We start from the raw sequence: 24,600 nt of genomic DNA, 5'->3' as shown, positions 1-24,600 counted from the left end.
TTTGACGCAGCAAGGGCATTTTTTTCACATCATGGCCCTCATGATTGTGCGTCCTCGTTCGTCCTATTACAGGAGAGTATCCGTGACCTTTTCTGATCAGGCTGGTAAGGAGTTTTTGCATGCGTAACGCGCAACTGCCCATGGAGGGCAAGCCAAGGGCGACCGGCGTCTCGCTGAGCGCCCCCCACCGTGTATTCGACAGGCCGTCAGAGCGAGGCGGCAATGACCACATCAGACGCTTGCTCAAGAGCTTCGGGCTCAGGACCAGCCTGATTCGTCTCAAAGTCATCGACGCGCTGCTCAAGGCCGCCCAGGAAAACCGCAGCCTGGGCGTGCGCGGGGTGCACAGCCAGTTATTGGGGCTGGACATTCCATTGTCCTTTCTCAGCGTGCGTGAGGTGTTGAAGCGCCTGTGCAGCGAGGGCGTCGTCACCCTCAACCCGGATAAAAGCTACCGCCTGCACCCCAGTGCGATGGCCGTGCTCAAGGCCGAGGAATGAAGCCGGCGCTCAGGACTTGACCTTGCGCCGCATCACGCCGTTGATCACCACCACGATGACCGCCACGGCGATGGCGATGTATTGAAACAGCTGCTCGCTGATCATGCCCTTGCCCTGCATCCATGACAGCCCCAGCATGATTGCCAGGACGACGAGGACGATCAGAATCGAGTATTTCAAACGTTGTGAATGAGTCATTACCAATTTCCTGAATGTATCCGCTCTGTGTCCGAAGGCTTGCCAAGCCCATACCGTATTGCGGGAATGGCGGGCTGCCAACGGGGTCCCATGGTACAGCCGAAGGAGCGTATTCGCGCAACCGCGGCGGTTAATCATGAGGAATTATGTATGTTTCGTCGTATCAGCCTATTGCTTGCCTTGTTGTTCACCCTGACCCTGAGTGGCTGCCTGTTTTTCCCCCACGACCGCGGTCATGGGGATCGACCTGATCACCGTGGCGGCCCGGGCTTCGACATGCCCCGCTAACTGTCTTTTTGGCGTGGGAGCAAGCTCCCTCGCCAACCTTATGCAACACTGGTTTTATCGCGCCTTGCCTTCCCCTGAAGCGGCGTCACCGCCATCACGAGCAAGCTCCCAAAGGACGTTATTCGCCCCTGCAACCTGACAATTCTGTAATCCCCGCTTCAGCCCCCCGTCAGCTCGCGCTCGCTACTCTGTTATCCTCCCTCCAAACCGTTCGACACGAGACCACCCCCATGGCCCATCCCCTGCACCTGCTCGCCTTGAGCGCCCTGTTCATGACCACCCTGGCCCAGGCAGCCGAACCAGTCACCATCGATGTACACCGCGATGCCAATTGCGGCTGCTGCAAAAAGTGGATCTCGCATCTGCAAGCAAACGGCTTCAAGGTCAACGACCATGTCGAAGCCGACATGAGTTCGGTCAAGCAGCGCCTGGGCGTGGCGCCGAACCTGCGTTCCTGCCACACCGCCGAGATCAACGGCAAATTCGTCGAAGGCCATGTCCCGGCCGACCAGGTACTGGCGCTGAGCAAGCGCGATGACCTGCTCGGTGTCGCCGCGCCGGGCATGCCCATGGGCTCGCCCGGCATGGAAATGGACGGTATGAGCGATGCCTACCAAGTCATCGGCTTGAAGAAAAACGGGACCCAAACCGTAGTGGCGGATTACCCGGCCCACTAATGGGCGAAGCCTATATCGGCTTGTTCCTGGCGGCTTTCGGCGCGGCAACCTTGTTGCCGTTGCAATCGGAGGCGGTGTTGGTCGGCTTGTTGCTCAGCGAGCGCCATCTGGCCTGGCTGTTGCTGGCCGTTGCCACGCTCGGCAATGTCCTCGGCTCACTGGTGAACTGGTGGCTGGGCACGCGGCTGGAGCACTTCAAGAATCGGCGCTGGTTTCCGGTCAGCCCGGCCCACCTGGACAAGGCTCGCGTGCATTACCAACGCTTCGGCCACTGGTCACTGCTGCTCAGCTGGCTGCCGATCATCGGTGATCCGTTGACCTTGGTGGCCGGGGTGATGGGCGAACCGTGGCGGCGTTTCCTGCTGCTCGTGAGCCTTGCCAAGGGCCTGCGCTATGGCGTTCTCGCCCTGGCGACACTGGGATGGATGGACTGAACGTTCGGGCTGTTCGGTTGCCTGTGGTTAATGTCGCCATAATCGGGTCGCGCCAGGATCGGCGGCGGCCACAAGGAGATTGACCATGCCCCGTACCCCCGCGCGCTGGTTGCCCAGCCTGTTCCTCACCGCCGCCCTGCCCCTGTTCGCCCTGGCCGCCACCCCACCCGAAGGCCCGGCCTACGGAGCGCAGTTGGAGGGCTTCGAATACCCCTACACCCTCAAGCGCTTCGCCTTCCAGTCCCAGGGCCAGTCGTTGCAGATGGGCTATATGGACGTGCCGGCCCAAGGCAAGGTCAATGGCCGCACAGTGGTACTGATGCACGGCAAGAATTTCTGCGCCGCCACCTGGGGCGATTCGATCAAGGTGCTCAGCGAAGCCGGCTACCGGGTCATCGCGGCGGACCAGGTCGGTTTCTGCACATCGAGTAAACCCGAGCATTACCAGTACAGCTTCCAGCAACTGGCGAGCAACACCCAGGCCTTGCTCAAGGCCCTCGGCGTACAGAAAGCCGTCATCCTCGGTCACTCCACCGGCGGCATGCTCGCCACCCGCTACGCCTTGCAGTTTCCCGACGAGGTCGAACGCCTGGCGATGGTCAACCCCATTGGCCTGGAAGACTGGAAAGCCTTGGGCGTACCCTATCGCACCGTGGACCAATGGTACGCGCGGGAGCTGAAAGTCAACGCCGAGGGTATTCGCAACTACGAGCGCACGACCTATTACGCAGGCCGCTGGAAACCTGAGTTCGAGCGCTGGGTAGACATGCTCGCCGGCTTGAACAAGGGCCCGGGTCATACGCAAGTGGCGTGGAACTCGGCGCTGATCTACGACATGATCTTCACCCAACCGGTCTATTACGAGTTCAAGGACTTGACGGTACCCACCCTGCTGCTGATCGGCACCTCGGACACCACCGCCATCGGCAGCGATATCGCGCCGCCGGCGGTCAAGGCCAAGCTGGGCCACTACGAGGTCTTGGGCAAGCAAGCCGCCCGGCTGATTCCCAGCTCGACGCTGGTGGAGTTCCCCAATCTGGGGCATGCCCCGCAGATGGAAGAGCCGGATCGGTTCCACAAGGCCCTGTTGAGCTGGCTGGACAAACCCATTCCCTGACGAGGTGTTCCATGGCGGTGCAAATAGCAGTCATAGACGATTGGCAAGATGTGGCACGCGACGTTGTGGACTGGTCGGTGCTGGACAGCGTCGGCCAGGTGACGTTTCTCCATGACTATCCCGCTGACCGCGACACCCTCGCCGAGCGCTTGCAGCGCTTCGAGGTGATCTGCGTGATGCGTGAACGCACATTGTTCGACGAAGGCCTGCTGCGTCGCTTGCCCAATCTGAAGCTGTTGCTCACGGGCGGCATGCGCAATGCCGCCCTGGACCTGAAGGCTGCCGCTGAGCTGGGTATCCAGGTATGCGGCACCGACAGCTACAAGCACGCCACGCCTGAATTGACCTGGGCGCTGATCATGGCCCTGACCCGCAACCTGATGCAGGAAGCCAACGCCCTGCGCGCCGGCCTGTGGCAGCAAGGCTTGGGCGGCGACCTGCACGGCAAGACGCTGGCGATCCTCGGCCTGGGCAGCATCGGTACGCGGGTGGCGCAGTTTGGCCAGGTGTTTGGCATGCAGGTCATCGCCTGGAGCCAGAACCTCAGCGCCGAGCGCGCCGCCGAAGTGGGCGTGACGTATGTGAGCAAACAGGCATTGTTCGAGCAGGCCGATATTCTTTCGATCCACCTGGTGCTCGGCGAACGCACCCGCGGCCTGGTGGATGCCCAGGCCCTGGCCTGGATGAAACCCGAGGCGCTGTTGGTCAACACCTCCCGTGGGCCGATCGTCGATGAAACCGCCCTGATCAACGCGCTGCAGCACAAGTGCCTGGCCGGCGCCGCCCTGGACGTATTCGCCCAGGAACCTTTGCCCGCCGCCCATCCGTTCCGAACCCTGGATAACGTACTGGCCACGCCGCATGTGGGCTATGTCAGCCGACAGAATTACCAGCGGTTCTATTCGCTGATGATCGAAGACCTGCTGGCCTGGGCGGCGGGCCAGCCAATCCGGTTGCTGACGCCAGCAGGCTGAACCTAGAGCATCAACACACCTTCCCTTGTGGGAGCGAGCTTGCTCGCGATAGCGGCGGATCAGTTGCAAGTTCGGTGACTGGCACACTGCTATCGCGAGCAAGCTCGCTCCCACAGGAGACATCGTGTTTTATTGGCCATTAAAACGCCTCTATACCACCCGCCCTCCAATGGTGCGCCGCGCCATTCCATCGCGCACGCCGATGAAACAACGCCGTTCCCATACACCCCTCTGGTTTCAGAAAACTGCACTTCGTCGGTGCGTATCCCCCTTTGTCATGTAAGAGATTGCCGACAAAAACCGTGATTGTCGGACAATGCGACGAACCGAGCCGCACCGCTCTACGTTCTGACCTAGACTGCCTAACCGTGGGGAAAACCAGCCGGTCATCCAGACGAAAAAAAGTCGAAACTTTTCGCAACGGCGACAGGTCAGGTTAGAGGTAGGGCAACCGCGACTGGTGCAGTCCTTGCACTAGTCATTGCAACAGCTCCTTCAGCTGATTCGCTTCGCCGCATTGGGTAGCCGTTCGCTTTCCTTGCGTAGCGCTTGTGCGCCTGGCCGCAGGATTTGGCCAATGAAACAACAGCTCTGGCGCTTGCCGGAAACAGATCGAGAAAATGGGAGATATTTATGATCAGTGCTGCCTTGGAACCACAACAAGTTCGTTCTCAATTACCGCCCGCGGCCGAATCGCCAACGGCACCGGTGCTGGCCACCGGCGGCAAGGCACTGCTCCCCGTCGTTCGACAGAATCCCAACCGCAAGAAAGTATTATTCGTTACCTCGGAAATCGCCGACCTGGTAAAGACCGGCGGCCTGGGCGACGTCTCCTCCGCACTGCCCCGGGCCATGGCCGGGCTGCATGATGTCCGGGTGCTGATCCCCGGTTATCCGCAAGTGATGAACAGCGGCAATCCGATCCACATCATCGGCGAACTGGGCGGTCACGCAGCACTGCCGCCCTGCAAGATCGGGCGCATGGACATGGCCGACGGCCTGGTGATCTACGTCCTGATCTGCCCGGAACTCTTTGCCCGCGAAGGCTCTCCCTACGGAGCCAACAACGGTCGCGACTGGCCCGACAACCACATTCGCTTCGCTCGCCTGGGCCTGGCCGCGGCCGATATCGCCGCCAACCTCGCGCAGATCCATTGGTGCCCGGACCTGGTCCACGCCCACGACTGGCCAGCCGGGCTGGCGCCGGCCTATATGCACTGGCGCGGGCAACGCACCCCGACCCTGTTTACCATTCACAACCTGGCCTACCAGGGCGTGGTCAGCCTGGCGTCCTGCCCGGAACTGGGCATCCCCGAGCACGCCCTGCAACAGGAAGGCATGGAGTTCTACGGCAAACTGTCGTTTCTCAAGGCCGGGATGGCGTACTCCAGCCATATCACCACCGTCAGTGCCACCTACGCCCAGGAGATCACCACCCCGGCGTTTGGCTGCGGGCTCGACGGTTTCCTCGCTGCCAAGACCCAACAAGGCTTGCTCAGCGGCATTCCCAACGGTATCGATGAAAGCTGGGACTCGGCCACCGACACCCACCTGTTCCGTCAGTTCGCCATGGGCGACTGGGAAGGCAAGGCGGTCAATGCCTCCCATGTGCGCGAACTCTTTGGCCTCGACGACTCCACTGGCCCGCTGTTCGCCGTGGTTTCGCGCCTGGTCTACCAGAAAGGCCTGGACCTGACCGAAGCGGTCGCCGAGTTCATCGTCGAGTCCGGCGGCCAGATCGCCATCATCGGCCGTGGCGAACCGGAGGAAGAACAGGCCATGCGTGAACTGGCCCTGCGTTTCCCCGGACGCATCGGTGTGCGTATCGGCTTCAACGAAACCGATGCGCGGCGGATGTTCGCCGGCAGCGACTTCCTGCTCATGCCGTCGCGCTACGAGCCCTGCGGCTTGAGCCAGATGTACGCCCAGCGCTTCGGCTCGCTGCCGGTGGCGCGCAATACCGGAGGGTTGGCGGACACCATCGAAGATGGCATCACCGGTTTCCTGTTCGATGAGTCCACCGCGGAAAGCTACAAACAGGCCTTGAGCCGGGCCTTCAAGGTCTTCGAGTTCCCCGACCTGCTCAACGCCATGCGCTGCCGGGCCATGTCGGCGCCGTTCAACTGGTGCAAGGCCGTGGAACCCTATGCCGAACTCTACGAACAGCTGGTGGCTAAGTCACTGGGAAAATCGGCCAGACAATGAGGTAACAATGACGTCAAGGACGCCTGAGACATGGACCCACGGGGCGGTCATGCTGGATGAAGAGCACACCCGCTTCGCCCTCTGGGCCCCGGATGCATTTTTTGTCAGTGTCGAGCTCGACACTGGAGATTCAATACCGCTACTGCCCCAAGCCGACGGCTGGTTCATGATCCAGACCCGTTGCCCCGCCGGCACCCGCTACCGCTACAACATCGATGGCGAGCTGGAGGTGCCGGACCCGGCCTCGCGCGCCCAGGCCGGCGACATCGACCGCCACAGCGTGGTGGTCGACCCGCATGCCTACTCATGGCGACACACCCAATGGTCCGGTCGCCCCTGGCACGAAGCCGTCATCTACGAATTGCACGTGGGCGCCCTGGGTGGTTTCGACGGCGTCGAACAGCATCTGGCACGCCTGGCCGGGCTGGGCATCACCGCCATCGAGCTGATGCCGTTGGCGCAGTTTCCCGGTGATCGCAACTGGGGCTACGACGGCGTCCTGCCCTACGCGCCCCAGGCCTCCTACGGCACGCCCGAACAGCTCAAGCACCTGATCGACAGCGCCCACGGCCATGGGCTGTCCGTCATCCTGGATGTGGTCTACAACCACTTCGGCCCCGACGGCAACTACCTGCACCGCTATGCCAAGGGCTTCTTCCGTGAAGACAAGCACACGCCCTGGGGCGCGGCGATTGATTTCCGCCGCCGCGAAGTGCGGGACTTCTTTATCGACAATGCGCTCATGTGGCTGCTGGAGTACCGTTTCGACGGCCTGCGCCTGGACGCGATACACGCCATTGAAGACCCGGACTTTCTCCAGGAACTGGCGACCCGGGTGCGCGAGCAGGTGGACCCGATCCGGCATGTCTGGCTGACCGTGGAAAACGAACACAACCAGGCCCACCTGCTGGAGCATGTCTACGACGCCCAGTGGAACGACGACGGACACAATGCCCTGCACGTGCTGCTGACTGGTGAGACCGACGCCTACTACGCCGACTATGCCGAGCAGCCGACCGAACAACTGGCACGTTGCCTGAGCCAGGGCTTCGTCTTCCAAGGCCATCTCAATCGCCATGGCGAAGCCCGGGGCGAGCCCAGCGGCCACCTGCCGCCGAGCGCGTTCGTGCTGTTCCTGCAGAACCATGACCAGATCGGCAACCGTGCCCTGGGCGAACGCCTGCATCAGCTCGCCGCGCCCCAGGCCCTGCAAGCAGCGACAGTCTTGTTGCTGTTATCACCGATGATCCCGCTGCTGTTCATGGGCGACGAGGTGGCGGCCGAACAACCGTTCCTGTTCTTTACCAGCCACCACGGCGAGCTGGCAGAGCGGGTGCGCGAAGGCCGACGCAACGAGTTCAAGGCCTTCACCGCCTTTGCCGATCCACAGAAGCGCGAACGCATCCCCGACCCCAACGCCGCCAGCACCTTCGAGGCGTCACGCCCAAGCCTGGAATCGCAAGGCCCGGAGCAACAGGCCAACGAGGCGCTGTATCGGCAACTGCTGAAAATCCGCCGTGAAGAGATCGTCCCGCGCCTGCCCGGTGCCCAGGCTCTGGGGACCGATGTGCTGGGCCATGGCGCCATCAGCGCACGCTGGCGGTTGGGCGATGGCAGCGTGTTGCGCATCGACTTCAACCTCGGCGACCAGCCCGTCGAACACAATGCCCCGGAAGAGGCACGCATTCTTTTCGAACATCCGCAGCAGGTCATGGGTCTGTTGCAACAGGGCGTCCTTGCGCCCTACAGCGCGCTGGTCAGTCTGACGCAGGCGACAACCTTGCCCAACATCACTGGAGAGCGCCTATGAGCGATGCGCAACTGGAAATCCTCGCCAGCCGAGCGGGCCTGGCGGTGGATTGGATCGATGCCAATGGCCGGGCCCAGAAAGTCTCGCCGGCGGTCTTGCGTTCGGTCCTCAGCGGCCTGGGCCATCCGGCCGGCAGCGCCCAGGAAATCGACGCCAGCCTGCTGCAGTTGCAGGAAGCTCAACAGAACCATCAATTGCCACCGCTGATCACCGCCGACGTCGGGGTCAGCCTGGACTTGAGCCGCTACTTCGAGGCCGGGACACCCTGCGAAATCAAACTCGAAGAGGGTGCGACACTGAATTTGAACCTCGATGCCGATGCCAAGCTGCCGGGGATGGTCCCGGTGGGTTATCAGCATGTCAGCATTCAGGACCAGCATTTCACCCTGGCCGTCGCGCCGGCCCGCTGCTACAGCGTGGCCGATGCAGTGGACGACCCGACGCCCCGGGCCTGGGGCCTGAGCGCGCAACTGTATGCCCTGCGCCGCCCCGGTGACGGTGGCTTCGGTGACACCCAGGCCTTGGAGGAGCTGGCGCGGGTGGCCGGCGAGCGCGGCGCCGAGGCCGTTGCCATCAGCCCGATGCACGCGATGTTCAGCAGCGACACCGGGCGCTACAGCCCCTACTCACCGTCGAGCCGACTGTTTTTCAACAGCCTTTACGCCGCGCCGGGCACCATCCTCGGTGAACGCGCGCTGCGCACCGCCATCGACGCCACTGGCTTGACCAATCAACTGCGCACCCTGGAAGAGCAGCCGCTGATCGACTGGCCGGTCGCCGCCCAGGCCAAACAGAAAATCCTGCGTGCCCTGTACGACGGTTTCAGCCAGGGTGAGCATCCGTTGCATGAGGACTTCAGCAGTTTCCGCCACACCAGCGGCGAAGCCCTGGAAAACCATTGCCGCTTCGAGGCCTTGCAGGCCGAACGCGCCGCCCGGGGGGAAAGCCTCGACTGGCGCCACTGGCCGGAAGAATGGCGCGACCCGCGCAGCCCCGCCCTGGCCCATTTCGCCGAGGAAAATGCCGATGAGATCGGCTTCTACGCTTTTTGCCAATGGTTGATCGCCCGCTGCCTGGAGCGCGCCCAGAGCGCAGCCAGATCCAGCGGCATGGGCATCGGTCTGATCGCCGACCTGGCGGTGGGTGCCGATGGCGGTGGCAGCCAGGCCTGGAGCCGGCAGGACGAACTGCTCGCCTCGCTGACTGTGGGCGCCCCGCCGGACATTCTCAACCGCTCCGGCCAAGGTTGGGGCATCTCGGCGTTTTCCCCGGAAGGCCTGGTGCGCAACGGCTTTCGCGCCTTCATTGAAATGCTGCGGGCCAACCTTGCCCATGCCGGAGGCTTGCGCATCGATCATGTCATGGGCTTGCAACGACTGTGGGTGATCCCTAACGACGCTCCACCTTGCGATGGCGCCTACCTGTATTACCCGGTAGACGACCTGCTGCGTCTATTGGCACTGGAATCCCATCGTCATCAGGCTATCGTGCTCGGCGAAGACCTCGGTACCGTGCCCGATGGCCTGCGGGACAAGCTCAGCGCCCGCTCGATCCTGGGCATGCGCGTGCTGTTGTTCGAACAGGACAACACCCACTTCAAGCCAATTCTCGACTGGCCGGACAATGCCCTGGCCACCACCAGCACCCATGACTTGCCGACGCTCAATGGCTGGTGGCACGGTCACGACATCGACTGGAACGCCCGGCTCGACCTGATCGATTCCCACACCGAAATGGACTGGCGCAAACACCGCGAGCGCGAACGCGAAGGCCTGCGCCACGTGCTGAACCAGGACCCGCAGAACTTTCGCGAAGAACACCGCGAGACCGACCAGGTGCTCGATGCCAGCGTGCGCTTCCTCGGTCACACCCGCGCACCGCTGGTGTTGTTGCCGCTCGAAGACGCCCTGGGGATCGAGGAGCAGGCCAACCTGCCGGGCACCATCGACACCCACCCCAATTGGCGCCGTCGCCTGTCCGGGCAAAGCCAGGCGTTGCTGGATCACCCGGACGCTGCCCGGCGTCTGGAAATACTCGCCTGTGCCAGGCTTCAGGCGAACGAGCGTGACCGATGAAACAGACGTTGATCCAACCCCTGCGGGCAACATTGCGCCTGCAGTTTCATAAAGGCTTTACCCTGGACGACGCCATCCCCCAGGTGCCGTACTTCGCCTCGCTGGGCATCAGCCACCTGTATGCCTCGCCGCTGCTCAAGGCGCGCGCCGGGTCCATGCACGGCTACGACGTCGTCGACCCGACCCTGGTCAACCCTGAACTGGGTGGCGAAGCCGCGCTCAAGCGTCTGGTCGCGACCTTGCGCGAACATCGTATGGGGCTGATCCTCGACATCGTGTCCAATCACATGGCCGTCGGCGGCAACGACAACCCCTGGTGGCTGGACTTGCTGGAATGGGGACGCCTGAGCCCCTACGGTGAGTTCTTCGACATCCAGTGGCATTCCCCCGACCCACTGATGGAAGGCCAATTGCTGCTGCCGTTCTTGGGCAGCGACTACGGCGTGGCGTTGCAGGAAGGCACCTTGCAACTGCACTTCGATGCCAGCCAAGGCAGCTTCTACGTCGAGCACTACGAACACCGCTTCCCGATTTGCCCGATGCACTACGGCGAACTGCTCAAACCCAGCGAAACCTTGCCCGCCGAGCAAACCGAATCGCTCAGGGCCCTGGCCGAGCGCTTCACCACGCTGAATTACCAGACCGATGCCCATACCCTCGCCCGCCCGTTGCAAAAAGAGTTGCAGGACCTGGCGGCGCAAGCGGGCATCCTCGCCGCCATCAACGACAACCTGAACGGCTACGACTCTACTCAACCCGAAGGCTTCGAGCGTCTGCACCAACTGCTCGAGCGCCAGAGCTACCGGCTCGCCAGCTGGCGCACGGCGGCGGACGACATCAATTGGCGGCGCTTTTTCGATGTCAACGAGCTGGGTGGGCTGCGGGTCGAACGTCCGGCGGTATTCGAGGCGACCCATGCCAAGATTTTCCAATTGATCGGCGAAGGCCTGGTGGACGGCCTGCGGATCGATCACATCGACGGCCTTGCCGACCCTCGCGGTTACTGCCGCAAATTGCGCAGGCGCGTCGATTCGCTGTCGCCGACCCGGCACCTGCCGATTTTCGTCGAGAAGATCCTCGGCGATGGCGAGACGTTGCGGCAGGACTGGAACATCGACGGAAGCACCGGCTACGAGTTCATGAACCAGGTCTCGCTGCTGCAGCATGACCCGGCCGGTGCCGCCCCCCTCGCCGAATTCTGGAGCCGGAACAGTGAGCGGCCAGCGCACTTCATCGAAGAAGCCCGCCTGGCCCGCCAGCAGATTCTCAATGGCTCCCTGGCCGGAGACTTCGAAAGCGTCGCCCAGGCCTTGCTGCAAGTGGCCCGTGACGATGTGATGACCCGCGACCTGACCCTGGGCGCAATTCGGCGGGCCTTGCAGGAACTGATCGTGCATTTCCCGGTGTATCGCACCTACATCACGCCCCTGGGGCGCTCGGCCGAAGACGAGGTGTTCTTCAACCAGGCCCTGGAAGGCGCCCGGCAAACCCTGAGCGAAGCTGACTGGCCGGTGATCGATTGCCTGGCCGGCTGGCTCGGTGGGATGCCCTGGCGGCAACGTCCGCGCGGCAACCAGCGTAAACGCTTGCGCCATGCCTGCGTGCGTTTCCAGCAACTGACCTCGCCGGCCGCCGCCAAAGCGGTGGAGGACACCGCCCTCTATCGCTCGGCGGTGCTGTTGTCACGCAATGACGTGGGCTATGACACCGAGCGCTTCAGCGCCCCGCCTCAGGTGTTCCACCACGCCTGCCTCGATCGACTCGAACATTTCCCCGACAACCTGATCACCACCGCCACCCACGATCACAAGCGCGGCGAAGACACCCGCGCCAGGCTGGCCGTGCTCAGCGAACGCGCCGATTGGTACACCGCCTGCGTGGAGCAATGGCGCATCCTCTCGCCTTCGCTGCACAGTGACCCGGCGGCGCCCTCGGCCGGGGATGAACTGATTCTGTACCAGGCCCTGCTCGGCAGTTGGCCGTTGGACCTCGACCTTCAGGACCACAAAGCCCTGGCCGCCTACAACGAGCGCCTGTGGCAATGGCAACGCAAGGCCCTGCGCGAAGCCAAACTGCAGAGCAGCTGGGCGGCGGTCAACGACGCTTATGAGCAAGCCACCCAGATGTTCCTCGAACGGTTACTGCTGGGCGATGAGGGGTTGCCCTTGCGCAGCGCCATCGCCGAGGCGGTCCAGGCCATCGCCCCGGCGGGCGCCCTCAACAGTCTGGCGCAAACTTTGCTGCGCATGACCGTACCCGGCGTACCGGACCTGTACCAAGGCAACGAGTTCTGGGATTTCAGCCTGGTGGACCCGGATAACCGCCGTCCGGTGGATTTCCAGGCACGCCGCGAGGCGTTAGGGGCCGACAGCACGCCAGCCGCGTTGATTCGCGATTGGCGTGACGGCCGGATCAAACAGGCATTGATCGCCAGGACACTGGCCGTGCGAGCCGAGTATCCGCTGCTATGGCGCCAGGGTCGCTACCAGCCGCTGGAAGTGCTCGGCGAGCAAGCGGAGCGAGTATTGGCCTTCATGCGTGAAGACTCGCAACAACGGGCGATCATTGTTGTACCTGTCCATGCGGCGCCGTTGCTGGAAAACAGTGCCACGCCGCTGGTGGCTGCGTCGGATTGGGGCGATACCCGTGTGTCGTTACCGTTCGCCGCCGGGGATGAAAAACTGAAGGGACTTTTTTCAAGCGCAACAGTCACACCCCAAAGGGAGCTGCTGATCAGCACCGCTCTGGGGAATTTCCCGGTCAATGTCTTTATCCAACCTTGAGTTGAATCAGGAGCACTGCGATGAGTACCGACGATAAACGCATTCGCGAATTCGCCTATCAGATCTGGGAGTCCGAGGGTAAGCCCGCCGGGCAGGAGAAACGCCACTGGGAGATGGCGCGCAAACTGGCCGAAGCCGAAGCGCTGGCGCCGAGCAAGCCACCCAAGGCGGCGAGCAAACCAGCGGCCAGCAAAACCGATGGCGCCAAGCCTGCTGCCGCCAAGAGCGCCACGGCCAAGACTGCCGCAAAAAACACGTCCCCCAAGGCCAAGCCTGCGGCCAAACCCTCCGCAGCGACTGCAGCAGTAGTGCCACCCGCCAACAAAACAGCGGACAAGAAGCCCCGGGCACCGCGCAAGCCGCCGGCTGTTTGATTGATCCTATCGGTCTCCTCGTCAGATGGGAGCAACGCCTGCTCGCGAAACAGGCGCGTCGATTTCAGCAGGCGCGCATCGCTTCATCGCGGGCAAGCCTTGCTCCCACAGAGAAACAACTGTTGTCCCGCATAGCGGGGACAAATCCCCTCGTCACAGGTGAAGGGTGGAGCCACCCACCCCAAGTGAATCGCATCGCTGAATCTGTCTGTCTTTTGCAGGAGCAACTATGACCCGTCCAAAAAAAAACACGCCGCCGCCCGTGATCGAGGCTTCGCGGATTCGTGAAGGGCTGCCTTTTCCACTGGGTGCAACCTGGGATGGCCTCGGGGTCAATTTCGCGCTGTTTTCAGCCAACGCCACCAAGGTCGAACTGTGCATTTTCGACGATGCCGGCGAAGTCGAACTCGAACGCATCGAACTGCCGGAGTACACCGACGAGATTTACCACGGCTATTTGCCGGATGCCCACCCGGGCTTGATCTATGGCTACCGGGTCTACGGCCCATACGACCCGGCGAACGGCCACCGCTTCAACCCCAACAAGCTGCTGATCGACCCGTATGCCAAGCAACTGGTCGGCCAGTTGAAGTGGTCCGAAGCCCTCTTCGGCTACACCATCGGCCATCCCGATGGCGACCTCAGTTTCGATGAGCGCGACAGCGCCCCGTTCGTCCCCAAGTGCAAAGTCATCGACCCTGCGCACACCTGGGGCCACGACCATCGCGTCAGCGTCCCCTGGGACAAGACCATCCTGTATGAGACCCACGTGCGCGGCCTCACCATGCGTCACCCTTCGGTGCCTGAGAACCTGCGTGGTACGTTCGCCGGGCTGATGGTCGATGATGTGCTGGAGCATATCCGCAAGCTGGGTGTCTCTTCGGTGGAACTGCTGCCCATCCATGCCTTCGTCAATGACCAGCACCTGCTGCACAAAGGCATGACCAACTACTGGGGTTACAACAGCATCGCCTTCTTTGCCCCGGACCCACGTTACCTGGCCAGCGGCAAGATCGCCGAGTTCAAGGAGATGGTCGCCCACCTGCACGAGGCCAACCTGGAAGTCATCCTCGACGTGGTCTACAACCACACCGCCGAAGGCAACGAACAGGGGCCCACCCTGTCCATGCGCGGCATCGATAACGCCTCGTACTACCGGCTGATGCCCGACGACAAACGCTACTACATCAACGATTCCGGCACCGGTAATACCCTGGACCTGAGCCATCCTTGCGTTCTGCAAATGGTCACCGACTCCCTGCGCTATTGGGCCACGGAGATGCACGTCGATGGCTTCCGCTTCGACCTGGCGACCATTCTGGGCCGCTACCATGACGGCTTCGATGAGCGCCACAGCTTCCTTGTGGCCTGCCGCCAGGACCCGGTGCTGCGCCAGGTAAAAATGATCGCCGAGCCTTGGGACTGCGGCCCCGGGGGCTACCAGGTGGGACGCTTCCCGCCGGGCTGGGTCGAATGGAACGACAAGTTCCGCGACACGGTGCGGGCCTTCTGGAAGGGCGACGACGGCCAGCTTGCCGATTTCGCCAGCCGAATGACGGCCTCGGGCGAGATGTTCAACCAGCGTGGTCGGCGTCCGTACGCCTCGGTGAACTTCATCACCGCCCATGACGGTTTCACCTTGCATGACCTGGTGTCGTACAACGACAAGCACAACGAGGCCAACGACGAGAACAACCAGGATGGCAGCAATAACAACCTGTCCTGGAACCATGGCGTCGAAGGGCCGACGGACGATCCAGAGATCAACGCGCTGCGTCATCGGCAGATGCGCAACTTCTTCGCTACCCTGCTGCTGGCCCAAGGCACGCCGATGATCGTCGCCGGCGACGAATTCGCCCGTACCCAGCACGGCAATAACAACGCCTATTGCCAGGACAGCGAGATCGGTTGGATCAATTGGGACCTGAGCGAGGATGGCGCGACGCTGCTCAAGTTCGTCAAGCGCCTGATCAAGTTGCGCCTGACCTATCCGATCCTGCGACGCGGGCGGTTCCTGGTGGGTAACTACAACGAGGACATCGGCGTCAAGGACGTGACCTGGCTGGCCCCGGACGGCAGCGAAATGACCATTGAGCAATGGCAGGACAGCCATGGTCGCTGCCTCGGCATGCTGATGGACGGCCGCGCCCAGGAGACCGGCATTCGACGCAAGGCCGGCGATGCAACGCTGCTACTGGTGGTCAACGCCCACCATGACATCGTCAACTTCCGCTTGCCGGAAGTCCCCGAAGGCAGTTTCTGGACCTGCATGGTCGACACCAACCAGCCGACCGTTCGAGGACAAGAGCGCTTCGATTTCGATTCCGAATATTCCGTCACCGGGCGCTCGCTGCTGCTGTTTGAGCTGCAACGCGAAGACGAGGAATGAAGTACCGGTTGTAAACCGCCAGAGAGACCGCAAGGACGCGGTTTTTCGCTGCACACAGCCCAGTTTTAAGAAAAAAGTGCAGTTCAGACACACATCTCGCAAGACGAATCGGCCGACATGGTCAATACTTCACATGCGGTAGTCTCCAGGATTCGGAGCGCTGTGAATCGCAGCCATACCCACGCGGGCGTCATCGGACAGTAGGCCCGGTAGATGGCTGAAAGATTGAATACACACAAGGATGTCTCTCATGAAACCCGCCTCTCGCTTGCCTGGCCGGCAGCATCCGCAAATCTGGAACAGCGCTGCGCAACTGGCCGATATCCCGATTATCAGTACCCAGACGCTCATTCCCGCCGGTGCCCGCGCGGTCGTCCTCTCCCCGCATCCGGGTGATGAGATCGGTGCCTGTGGCGGATTGCTGCAGTTGCTGAACAATCTTGATCAGCCCATGTTACTGATCTCGGTCTCCGATGGAGCCCTGATCCATCCCGGTTCACCGTTGTGGACCGATGAGCGCCTGCGTACACACCGCCCTCACCCGCAGGAAAGCGTGGACGCCCTGCATCGCCTGGGCATAGCAGCCCATGGCCTGCAATGGGTACGCGGTGGCTTCCCGGAAAAGGCCTTGACCGAACACGAGGCCGAGCTCACCGACTTCATTGCACGTCATCTGCGCCCCGGTGACGTGGTGTTCAGCACCTGGCGCCAGGATGGCGACAGCGACCACGAGACCGTCGGGCGCGCCGGGGCCCTGGCCGCCGACAGGATCGGGGTGGCGTTCAACGAACTACCGGTATGGGCCTGGCACTGGCCGGTCCGTGAGCAAAATAAGATCCCCTGGCACCGGGCCCGTAAACTGCGCCTGGATGTCTGGACTACCGCCCGCAAGCGTCACGCCATGTACGCTTACGTCAGCCAACTCAACGGCGAACCGGCGAGCGGCATCGCCCCGCTGGTGCCCCGGGTTATCCTGGATCGGATGGGTATGCCGTATGAAATTGTCTTCATCTGAACACGTGCCTGTAGGAACTGGGCTTGTTCGTGATGGTGGTGGTTCGGATACACCGCTTTCGCGAGCTTGCTCGCGATAGCGCTCGGCACGGCAAGGACACGAAAAATCCGGAACTGCCGACGCCTTGGGTCAGTCGCATGAACAGGTACGTCTGATTCAGGAGGGAACGTGACTCAAGATCCCGATTGGCGGGCCGTCGAACCAATGCCATCGGAGCTGCCTGCGGCGGTTCATCGGCTGCGAATCCTGACGGTCAATACCCACAAGGGTTTCACCGCCCTCAACCGTCGCTTCATCCTGCCCGAATTGCGCGAAGCGGTGCGCAGTACCGGCGCCGACCTGGTGTTCCTGCAAGAGGTGCTGGGCGAACATGACCGACACGCGTCACGCTACGACAACTGGCCCCAGACATCCCAGTACGAATTCCTCGCCGACAGCATGTGGAGCGACTTCGCCTACGGCCGCAATGCCGTCTACCCCGATGGCCACCATGGCAACGCCCTGCTCTCCAAATACCCGATCCGCCAGTTTCGCAATCTCGATGTGTCCATCACCGGCCCGGAGCGGCGCGGGTTGTTGCACTGTGTGCTGGATGTGCCCGGGCACGCCGCTGTCCATGGGATCTGCGTGCACTTGAGTCTTCTGGAAAGCCATCGCCAATTGCAGCTCAAACTGCTCTGCCAACTGCTCGATTCGCTGCCCGAGGACGCCCCGGTGATCATTGCCGGCGACTTCAATGACTGGCAGCTGCGTGGCAACCTCGCCCTCGCCCGCCGTGGCTATCTGCATGAAGCCTTCGAGCACCACCATGGTCGCCCCGCCAGGACCTATCCAGCCCGCTTCCCGCTGTTGCGCCTGGACCGTATTTATCTGCGCAACGCCAGCAGCCATGCCCCGCAAATCCTGGGCAACAAACCGTGGACGCACCTGAGCGATCACCTGCCGCTTTCGGTGGAAGTGCATTTGTAGAGCGTAATGCTGTTCACTTAAGAAAATGATGGACCTGTGGCGAGGGAGCTTGCTCCCGCTCGGCTGCGAAGCAGTCGTAAACCGGCGGGTGCGGTGTGTCTGATGCTGCGCATTTGGCAGGTTCAGGGGCCGCTTCGCAGCCCAGCGGGAGCAAGCTCCCTCGCCACGGGTTTGTCGATGGCCTTAAGTGAACGGGATTAATTTGTAGAGCGGGCCTTTTCTGCTCTTTCTGCCCGCGGACCTGTAAGTTCTGACAGTAGCGACGCTGGTTTTTCATTGCTAGGGTGCCATCCCATACAGCGAGCGTTGCCAGGCCCTGTGTGCCATCTGTTGTGCAACCGATGCTGAAACCGGCATTTACGAGATGCCGATGCAGAGGGATAGCACATGATTCGGCACGATAGAGGATTCAATCGGCTGTTCAACGCTGTGTGGATATCAGCCCCCTTCCTGTTACCCGTCCCGGCCACCATGGCCGCTTGCACGCTGACGCCAACCGCAGGCGATGACGCTTATGTCTGCGACAGCGGCACCAGCCCCGGGCTGACGGACCTTTCGGGTAACAACAGCCTGACCATGCCCGCCAACGGCAGTGGTGTCATTAGCGGCGACGTCACATTCGGTGCCGGCGTCGACCGCATCGTGATCAATGCCAACGGCTTGATTGACGGTGATGTCCAGCAAGGCTCCGGCGTGGACGACTTCATCATGAATGGCGGCAGGATCCTGTCCCTGGCACAAGGTGACGGTCTCGATACGTTCTTGATGACCGGCGGCACCATCGTCGACGCGTTCGAAGACGGCGACGTTGCGCAGATGACCGGCGGCACGATCGGCCGGGTCGACATGAAGCTCGATGACAACGTTTTCGATATGTCAGGCGGGCAGATCATTGGCAACCTGGTGACCGGTTTCGGCCAGGACACCATCATCCTCTCCGCCGGACGCATCGGCGGCAATGTCAGCGTCAGCGGCGGCAACGACAGCATTACCGTCAGCGGCGGCGAAATCCTCGGCGAGGTCCGGGCCAGTGCCGGCGACGACCAGTTGCAGTGGAGCGGTGGCCTCATTCACTCGGCTATTTTGATGGGTGACGGCAGCGACACGGCGCTGTTGAGCAACCTCGATGAGACCGGGCTGAGCATCACCCCCAGCGTGAATGGCGGATTGGGCCAAGACGTCCTGACCTTTGAAGGCAGCACCTCCAGCACCGGCGCCCGTTACCTCAATTGGGAAACGGTCAGCCTCACCCAAGGCTCGCAACTGGACCTTGATGACACACTGACGTTGGGTGACAGCGCCACCGGCACCGGGACGCTCAACATCGAGAGCGGCAGCACGCTGACGGCGACCCAAGGCGTTGTCGCCCCTTTTACTGCCGGTCAACTGGCGACGCTCAACAATGCCGGCACGATAGACCTTACCCAGGGCAACAACCGCACCATCGATACCCTCACCGTCCAGGGTAACTACGTCGGCGACAACGGCCAGTTACACGTGCAAACGGCAATCGGCGCCGATGGCTCCGCCAGCGACAAGCTGGTGGTCAACGGCGGGACGCTCACCGGCAATACCGCCATTACAGTCACGAACCTGGGCGGCACGGGCGCACTGACGACTCAGGATGGCATCGAAGTGGTCCAGGCCCAGGGAGGCGCGGTCAGTAACATCGATGCCTTTTCTCTGGCGCAATCCGTCTCGGCCGGCGCGTTCGATTACCGCCTGTTCAAAGGCGGCGTGACGGGTAATCAAAACAACTGGTACCTGCGCTCCACTGTGGTCGCCGGACCGGTAGCGGCGCCCATCCCGACGGCGCCCCCCGCGCCGGGCGCGCCCCCCGTCCCGACGCTACCGCCCTTGCCAACCGCAGTGCCCGGCGCCGCCCCCATCCCGTTGTATCGCCCAGAAGTGCCGACCTGGTCGGTGCTGCCTCCGGCGGCGGCGCAATTGACGTTGATGGCCCTCGGTACGTTCCATGACCGCCAGGGTGACCAGCGCCTGCTCACGGAAACCGGCGCGTTCGGCGCGGGTTGGGGTCGGGTCTATGGCGTAGACCTGGATAAAACCTGGGCCGGTACGGTGACGCCGCAGTTCGATGGGTCGATCAAAGGGTTCCAGGTGGGCAACGACCTATACAGTTCGCTTCTGTCCGGCGGCCAGACCCAGCGCATTGGCTTCTTCGTCGGGCACACGGAATTGAACGGTAATGTCAAAGGCTTCAACCTGGGTTTCGAAGGCCGACACGCCGGCAAGATAGAACTCGACGGCGACAGCTACGGGCTCTACTGGACGCTCACCGACCCCAACGGCGGCTACGTCGACACCGTGGTGATGGGCACGCGATTGAACGGCGACAACCGTTCCGAGCGCGGCCTGAAAATCGACAATCGCGGGCACGCCTTGACCGCTTCGGCGGAGACCGGCTACCCCTTCAAGGTGACCGCTGACTGGGACTTTGAACCCCAGGCCCAGATCATCTACCAAAAGGTCTCCCTGGATACGCAAAACGATGGGGTCTCCAAGGTCGAATTCGATTCCGACGGTGCCTGGACCGGCCGCCTCGGTGCGCGCCTCAAGGGCCGCTACCAGGTCAGCGGCATGCCCGTGGAACCGTATCTGCGCGCCAACCTCTGGCATACGTTTTCCGGCACCGACTCGGTGATATTCGACGACACCGAACGGGTCGAGACCCAACAGCGGGCCTCCACCGGCGACCTCGGGATTGGCGTCACCGTGAGCCTGGCGCCCAGCGTCGCCATGTACGCCGGCGCGAACTATAGCCAAAACCTCGACAGCAACCAGCAACACAGTGTCATGGGCAACGTCGGTTTTCGGATCAGTTGGTAGACAGGGTCTACGACAGAGGTTTGACGCCCGAATACCCACCACAATAACCAATTGAAATCAGCGCTTTATTAGCGCTGATTTCATCTTGCCATTCATCGTTCATTTTCTTGACGCGCCGCCATCGGTCTTCTTGACTACACCGTACTACCCCCGGAAATACAGTCAGGGGCAGGCCTCTGGAACCCGCCAACACGGGCCGCCAGAGGCTTGCCTCAATCCATTCGGTCGCCCCTCATTCGGGGTAGGAGAGACGCCAAAAAGCGAGAAACGCATGCGATTGCAAGGCAGGCCCCCATGAAAACTTCCCTCCGTCCACAAGCGCTCACCACCACTTTCCATACCGTCTCGACATCGTTGCTGCTGCTTTCATCCATGGAGGTCCAGGCCTGGCCTGCCGAGGAGACCGTGCAGCCCTGGTACGACCGAACATCATCCACCCACCTCAATACCGCACTGGCTGGAAGCGAGCCTGCTTCCGGCAAAAGCCCCGCCCTGTTCACAGTGCGAAACGGCGACGGTCATACCCAGCGCATGGGACTGATCACTGGGCAACAGCAGATCACTTCAACCGGCGGCGGCCTGTTGGTGATGCCCGCGCTGGCCGACCCGGACAAAGATGCCGTCAACCTGAAAGGTTCGAGCCTCGGCGCCTACTGGAGCCTGACCGGTCCCGCGGGCTGGCACGTCGACCTGAGCGCCAGCGGCGGCCGGATCAATGGCTACAGCCGCACCGAACAAGGCCAGCGCCAGGCCACCGAAGGCCATGCGGTGACGCTGTCGGTCGAAGGTGGCTTCCCTATTGGCATCAGCACCCACTGGGTGGTCGAACCCCAGGCGCAACTGATCAACCAGCGCATCACCCTCGATACGCCGAATGCCGAGAGCGGCACCGGCGATGAACTGAGCAGTTGGAGCGGCCGCGTTGGCGCACGCCTCAAGGGTAACTACCAGGTCAACGGCCTCGGTGTGGAGCCTTACCTGCGAACCAACCTGTGGCACACCGTCCAGGACGCCAGCACGGTGTCCCTGGACAAGGTCGACAAGATCAGCAGCAGCCGAAAATCCTCCACCGTCGAAGTCGGCCTGGGCCTGGTCGCCCGGGTCACGCCGGCGGTCAGCCTGTATGTCAGCGCCGATTACAGCAGTGACGTCGACGACAACGACCTCAATGGCATCATTACCAGCATGGGCGTGCGGATGCGCTGGTGAGTCGCTGATAACGCCCACCGCTTTCCAAGGCTGGGCCTGTGGGAGCTGTCGAGCGAAGTGAGGCGGCTCCTGCATAAGTCCGGCACAAGCAAACTGCCGCCCACTTAAAAAACACCTCCATTAAGGCGTATAACGCTAAAAGCGATTTATACCTGCAAGCCGTCTGCCCTGGCTCATTTCATTGATGGAGTAACGACATGACCACCGTCCCCTTCCTCGCCAACCTTTTTCCCAGCGCCACCGACATCCCGCCGGCCTACCGCCTCGAAGGCCGGATCGAACAGCGTGAATACCTGGTCGACGGCGTCCTGGAAACCTGGCAAGGGCCACTGGCCGTCGTCCGCAGCCCCGTTTACCTGACGGGTGAGCTGGGCGATGAACAAGTGATTCTCGGCAGCACGCCGCTGCTGGATGCCGAGACCGCCCTCACCGCCCTGGATGCTGCCGTGCGGGCTTACGATCGCGGCCAGGGCCAGTGGCCGACGATGCGCGTTGCCGAGCGCATCCGCCATGTGGAAACCTTCCTGGCACGCATGCGCGAGCAACGCGAGGCCGTGGTCAAGTTGCTGATGTGGGAGATCGGCAAGAATCTCAAGGACTCCCAGAAGGAGTTCGACCGCACCTGCGACTACATCGTCGACACCATCAACGCCCTCAAGGAGCTGGACCGGCGCTCCAGCCGCTTCGAGCTGGAACAGGACACCCTGGGGCAGATCCGACGCGTGCCCCTGGGCGTGGCCTTGTGCATGGGCCCCTATAACTACCCGCTGAACGAAACCTTCACCACGCTGATCCCGGCCTTGATCATGGGCAACACCGTGGTGTTCAAGCCGGCCAAGCTCGGCGTCCTGCTGGTGCGGCCGTTGCTGGAAGCTTTCCGCGACAGCTTCCCGGCGGGCGTGATCAACGTGATCTACGGCAGCGGCCGCGAAACGGTCAGCGCGCTGATGGCCAGCGGCAAGATCGACATCTTCGCCTTTATCGGCACCAACAAAGCGGCCAGTGACCTGAAGAAGCTCCATCCACGGCCACACCGCTTGCGCGCGGCCCTGGGGCTGGATGCGAAGAACCCTGGCCTGGTGCTGCCGGACGTCGACCTGGACAACGCGGTCAACGAGGCGCTGACCGGCTCGCTGTCATTCAACGGCCAGCGCTGCACAGCGCTGAAAATTCTGTTTGTCCATGAGGATGTGGCGCCGGCGTTCATCGAGAAGTTCAACGCCAGGCTCGCCACCCTGAAACCTGGCATGCCCTGGGAGGACGGTGTGGCGCTGACGCCGCTGCCCGAAGCGAGCAAAGTCGATTACTTGCATTCGCTGGTCGCCGATGCACTCGCCAAAGGTGCAGAAGTGAAGAATGCCCATGGCGGCGAGTCGCGAAGCTCGTTTTTCTACCCCGCGGTGCTGTACCCAGTGAACACAGCGATGCGGGTCTACCATGAGGAACAGTTCGGTCCGGTCGTGCCCATCGTGCCGTACCGCGACCTCAATACCGTCATCGATTACGTACTGGAGTCCGACTTCGGCCAGCAGCTCAGCATTTTCGGCACCAACCCGGCACAAGTCGGCAAGCTGGTGGACACCTTCGCCAACCAGGTCGGACGCATCAACATCAACGCCCAGTGCCAACGTGGCCCGGACACGTTCCCGTTCAATGGCCGGAAGAATTCGGCCGAGGGTACCTTGTCGGTCCACGATGCACTGCGCACCTTTTCCATCCGCACGCTGGTGGCAACCAAGTTCCAGGAGAACAACAAGGCGTTGATCAGCGACATCATCCGTGAGCGCGATTCCAACTTCCTGACCACTGACTACATCTTCTGATCCACGCCCGAACGGTGGGCTACGACAGGACTGGGCGCCGCGACTTGATGCCCCAGCCCTGTTGCATGCCGGCAGCCGCCAGCAGGATCGCCGCCACGCCCAACCATTGCAGCGGCTCCAGGCGATGGCCAAAGGCGAACCAGTCGACGAAGATCGCTGCGATCGGGTAGATGAACGACAGTGCACCGGTCAACGCGGTCGGCAAGCGTTGTATGGCGCTGTACAGCAACACATACATCACGCCGGTGTGCACCATGCCCAGGGTCAGCAGGCTGGCCCAGGCTTCGGTTTGCTGCGGCAACGCCGAGAAGTTCGCCCAGGGCGCCAACAGCAACACGCCGGTGCTAACCTGGATCAGCGCGATCAGATGAGGCGGCGTGCCGGTCAGGCGCTTGATGATCAACGCCGCGATGGCGTACAGCAACGCAGCCCCCAGCGCCAAGGCAATACCCAGCAGATATTCATCGCCACCCTGCCCTTGCTCGCCATGGGCACTGACGATGGCCAGCATTCCGAGAAACGACACCGCCAGCCAGAACAGTTTCTGCGCGGTGATTTTTTCCCCCAGAAACAGCGCCGCCAACCCCACCAACATGAACGGCTGGACGTTGTACACCGCCGTGCCGATGGCAATCGAGGCGCGGGAATAGGAGGCAAACAACAATACCCAGTTGCCGACGATCGCCACACCGCTGAGTACCGCCAGCAGGAAAGTGGTACGGGTGAGGATGCCGGGGCGCAAAAAGCCGAAACCGGCGCAGATCAGCAGCAAGGTCACGGCGCCGAACACGCAGCGCCAGAACACCACATCCAGCACCGGCAGGCCGGAAACCAGCACGAACCAACCAATGGTTCCGGAGATCAGCATGGCGGCAGTCATTTCCAGCGAACCGCGGCGTAAGGTCTTGTCCAT

The 24,600-nt window shown here is 62.3% G+C and carries 19 protein-coding genes; 17 read left to right on the top strand and 2 right to left on the bottom strand.

Annotation, left to right across the window (positions count from 1 at the left end):
* Positions 1 to 119 precede the first annotated feature (119 nt).
* Entirely contained in the window at positions 120 to 500 is a 381-nt protein-coding gene (locus tag BM300_RS18350; RefSeq protein ID WP_092463502.1) for a fe2+ zn2+ uptake regulation protein, read from the top strand.
* A gap of 9 nt (positions 501 to 509) precedes the next feature.
* Here BM300_RS18350 and BM300_RS18345 read toward each other — a convergent pair whose 3' ends face one another.
* Complete coding sequence (locus BM300_RS18345; RefSeq protein WP_003202135.1) at positions 510 to 698, bottom strand: hypothetical protein; 189 nt, start codon at positions 696 to 698, stop codon at positions 510 to 512.
* Between the two features lie 150 nt (positions 699 to 848).
* Between BM300_RS18345 and BM300_RS31065 the strand changes: the two genes are divergently transcribed.
* The 16 genes from BM300_RS31065 (at position 849) to BM300_RS18270 (ending at position 23,687) form a co-directional block, all read left to right on the top strand.
* Positions 849 to 986, top strand: coding sequence for a hypothetical protein (locus tag BM300_RS31065; protein WP_170862072.1), 138 nt, complete (start codon positions 849 to 851; stop codon positions 984 to 986).
* A gap of 230 nt (positions 987 to 1,216) precedes the next feature.
* The gene (locus tag BM300_RS18340; RefSeq protein ID WP_092143174.1) at positions 1,217 to 1,663 is read left to right on the top strand and encodes a DUF411 domain-containing protein; all 447 of its coding nucleotides are present in this window, start codon (positions 1,217 to 1,219) and stop codon (positions 1,661 to 1,663) included.
* Positions 1,663 to 2,097, top strand: a complete 435-nt coding sequence (locus BM300_RS18335; protein WP_092143171.1) for a YqaA family protein — start codon at positions 1,663 to 1,665, stop codon at positions 2,095 to 2,097. The genes BM300_RS18340 and BM300_RS18335 overlap by 1 nt, the downstream gene beginning before the upstream one ends.
* Positions 2,098 to 2,182: 85 nt before the next feature.
* Entirely contained in the window at positions 2,183 to 3,214 is a 1,032-nt protein-coding gene (locus BM300_RS18330; protein WP_092143169.1) for an alpha/beta fold hydrolase, read from the top strand.
* An 11-nt stretch (positions 3,215 to 3,225) separates the two neighbouring features.
* Complete coding sequence (locus tag BM300_RS18325) at positions 3,226 to 4,188, top strand: D-2-hydroxyacid dehydrogenase family protein (RefSeq protein ID WP_092463500.1); 963 nt, start codon at positions 3,226 to 3,228, stop codon at positions 4,186 to 4,188.
* Between the two features lie 633 nt (positions 4,189 to 4,821).
* Positions 4,822 to 6,393, top strand: a complete 1,572-nt coding sequence (glgA, locus tag BM300_RS18320) for a glycogen synthase GlgA (protein WP_092143163.1) — start codon at positions 4,822 to 4,824, stop codon at positions 6,391 to 6,393.
* A gap of 7 nt (positions 6,394 to 6,400) precedes the next feature.
* Positions 6,401 to 8,203 carry a malto-oligosyltrehalose trehalohydrolase gene (gene treZ / locus BM300_RS18315; protein ID WP_092224191.1) on the top strand — a complete coding sequence of 601 codons (1,803 nt, stop codon included), beginning with the start codon at positions 6,401 to 6,403 and terminating at the stop codon, positions 8,201 to 8,203.
* Entirely contained in the window at positions 8,200 to 10,278 is a 2,079-nt protein-coding gene (gene malQ, locus BM300_RS18310; RefSeq protein WP_092463498.1) for a 4-alpha-glucanotransferase, read from the top strand. The genes treZ and malQ overlap by 4 nt, the downstream gene beginning before the upstream one ends.
* Positions 10,275 to 13,061 (top strand): malto-oligosyltrehalose synthase, encoded by a 2,787-nt coding sequence (locus tag BM300_RS18305; protein ID WP_092463496.1) that lies wholly within the window; start codon positions 10,275 to 10,277, stop codon positions 13,059 to 13,061. Before malQ ends, BM300_RS18305 begins: the two co-directional genes overlap by 4 nt.
* A 20-nt stretch (positions 13,062 to 13,081) precedes the next feature.
* Positions 13,082 to 13,435 (top strand): DUF2934 domain-containing protein, encoded by a 354-nt coding sequence (locus BM300_RS18300; RefSeq protein WP_063321168.1) that lies wholly within the window; start codon positions 13,082 to 13,084, stop codon positions 13,433 to 13,435.
* A gap of 229 nt (positions 13,436 to 13,664) precedes the next feature.
* Positions 13,665 to 15,824, top strand: coding sequence for a glycogen debranching protein GlgX (glgX, locus tag BM300_RS18295; RefSeq protein ID WP_092463494.1), 2,160 nt, complete (start codon positions 13,665 to 13,667; stop codon positions 15,822 to 15,824).
* Between the two features lie 250 nt (positions 15,825 to 16,074).
* Positions 16,075 to 16,839 (top strand): PIG-L deacetylase family protein, encoded by a 765-nt coding sequence (locus BM300_RS18290; protein WP_092143148.1) that lies wholly within the window; start codon positions 16,075 to 16,077, stop codon positions 16,837 to 16,839.
* A 204-nt stretch (positions 16,840 to 17,043) separates the two neighbouring features.
* Entirely contained in the window at positions 17,044 to 17,808 is a 765-nt protein-coding gene (locus BM300_RS18285) for an endonuclease/exonuclease/phosphatase family protein (protein ID WP_219737683.1), read from the top strand.
* Positions 17,809 to 18,195: 387 nt separating this feature from the next.
* Positions 18,196 to 20,655: an autotransporter family protein gene (locus tag BM300_RS18280; protein WP_092463492.1), complete on the top strand. Its 2,460-nt coding sequence runs from the start codon at positions 18,196 to 18,198 to the stop codon at positions 20,653 to 20,655.
* 294 nt (positions 20,656 to 20,949) lie between these two features.
* Entirely contained in the window at positions 20,950 to 21,864 is a 915-nt protein-coding gene (locus BM300_RS18275; RefSeq protein ID WP_092463490.1) for an autotransporter domain-containing protein, read from the top strand.
* A gap of 197 nt (positions 21,865 to 22,061) precedes the next feature.
* A complete protein-coding gene (locus BM300_RS18270; protein WP_092143139.1) occupies positions 22,062 to 23,687 on the top strand; it encodes an NADP-dependent glyceraldehyde-3-phosphate dehydrogenase in 1,626 nt (541 codons plus the stop codon).
* A gap of 19 nt (positions 23,688 to 23,706) precedes the next feature.
* Here the strand turns inward: BM300_RS18270 and BM300_RS18265 are convergent, their stop codons facing one another.
* Positions 23,707 to 24,600: a DMT family transporter gene (locus BM300_RS18265; RefSeq protein WP_092346593.1), complete on the bottom strand. Its 894-nt coding sequence runs from the start codon at positions 24,598 to 24,600 to the stop codon at positions 23,707 to 23,709.

This window comes from Pseudomonas sp. NFACC46-3 (genome assembly GCF_900114515.1).
Lineage (GTDB): Bacteria > Pseudomonadota > Gammaproteobacteria > Pseudomonadales > Pseudomonadaceae > Aquipseudomonas > Aquipseudomonas fluorescens_Q.
This window is presented reverse-complemented; position numbering and strand designations above follow the sequence as displayed.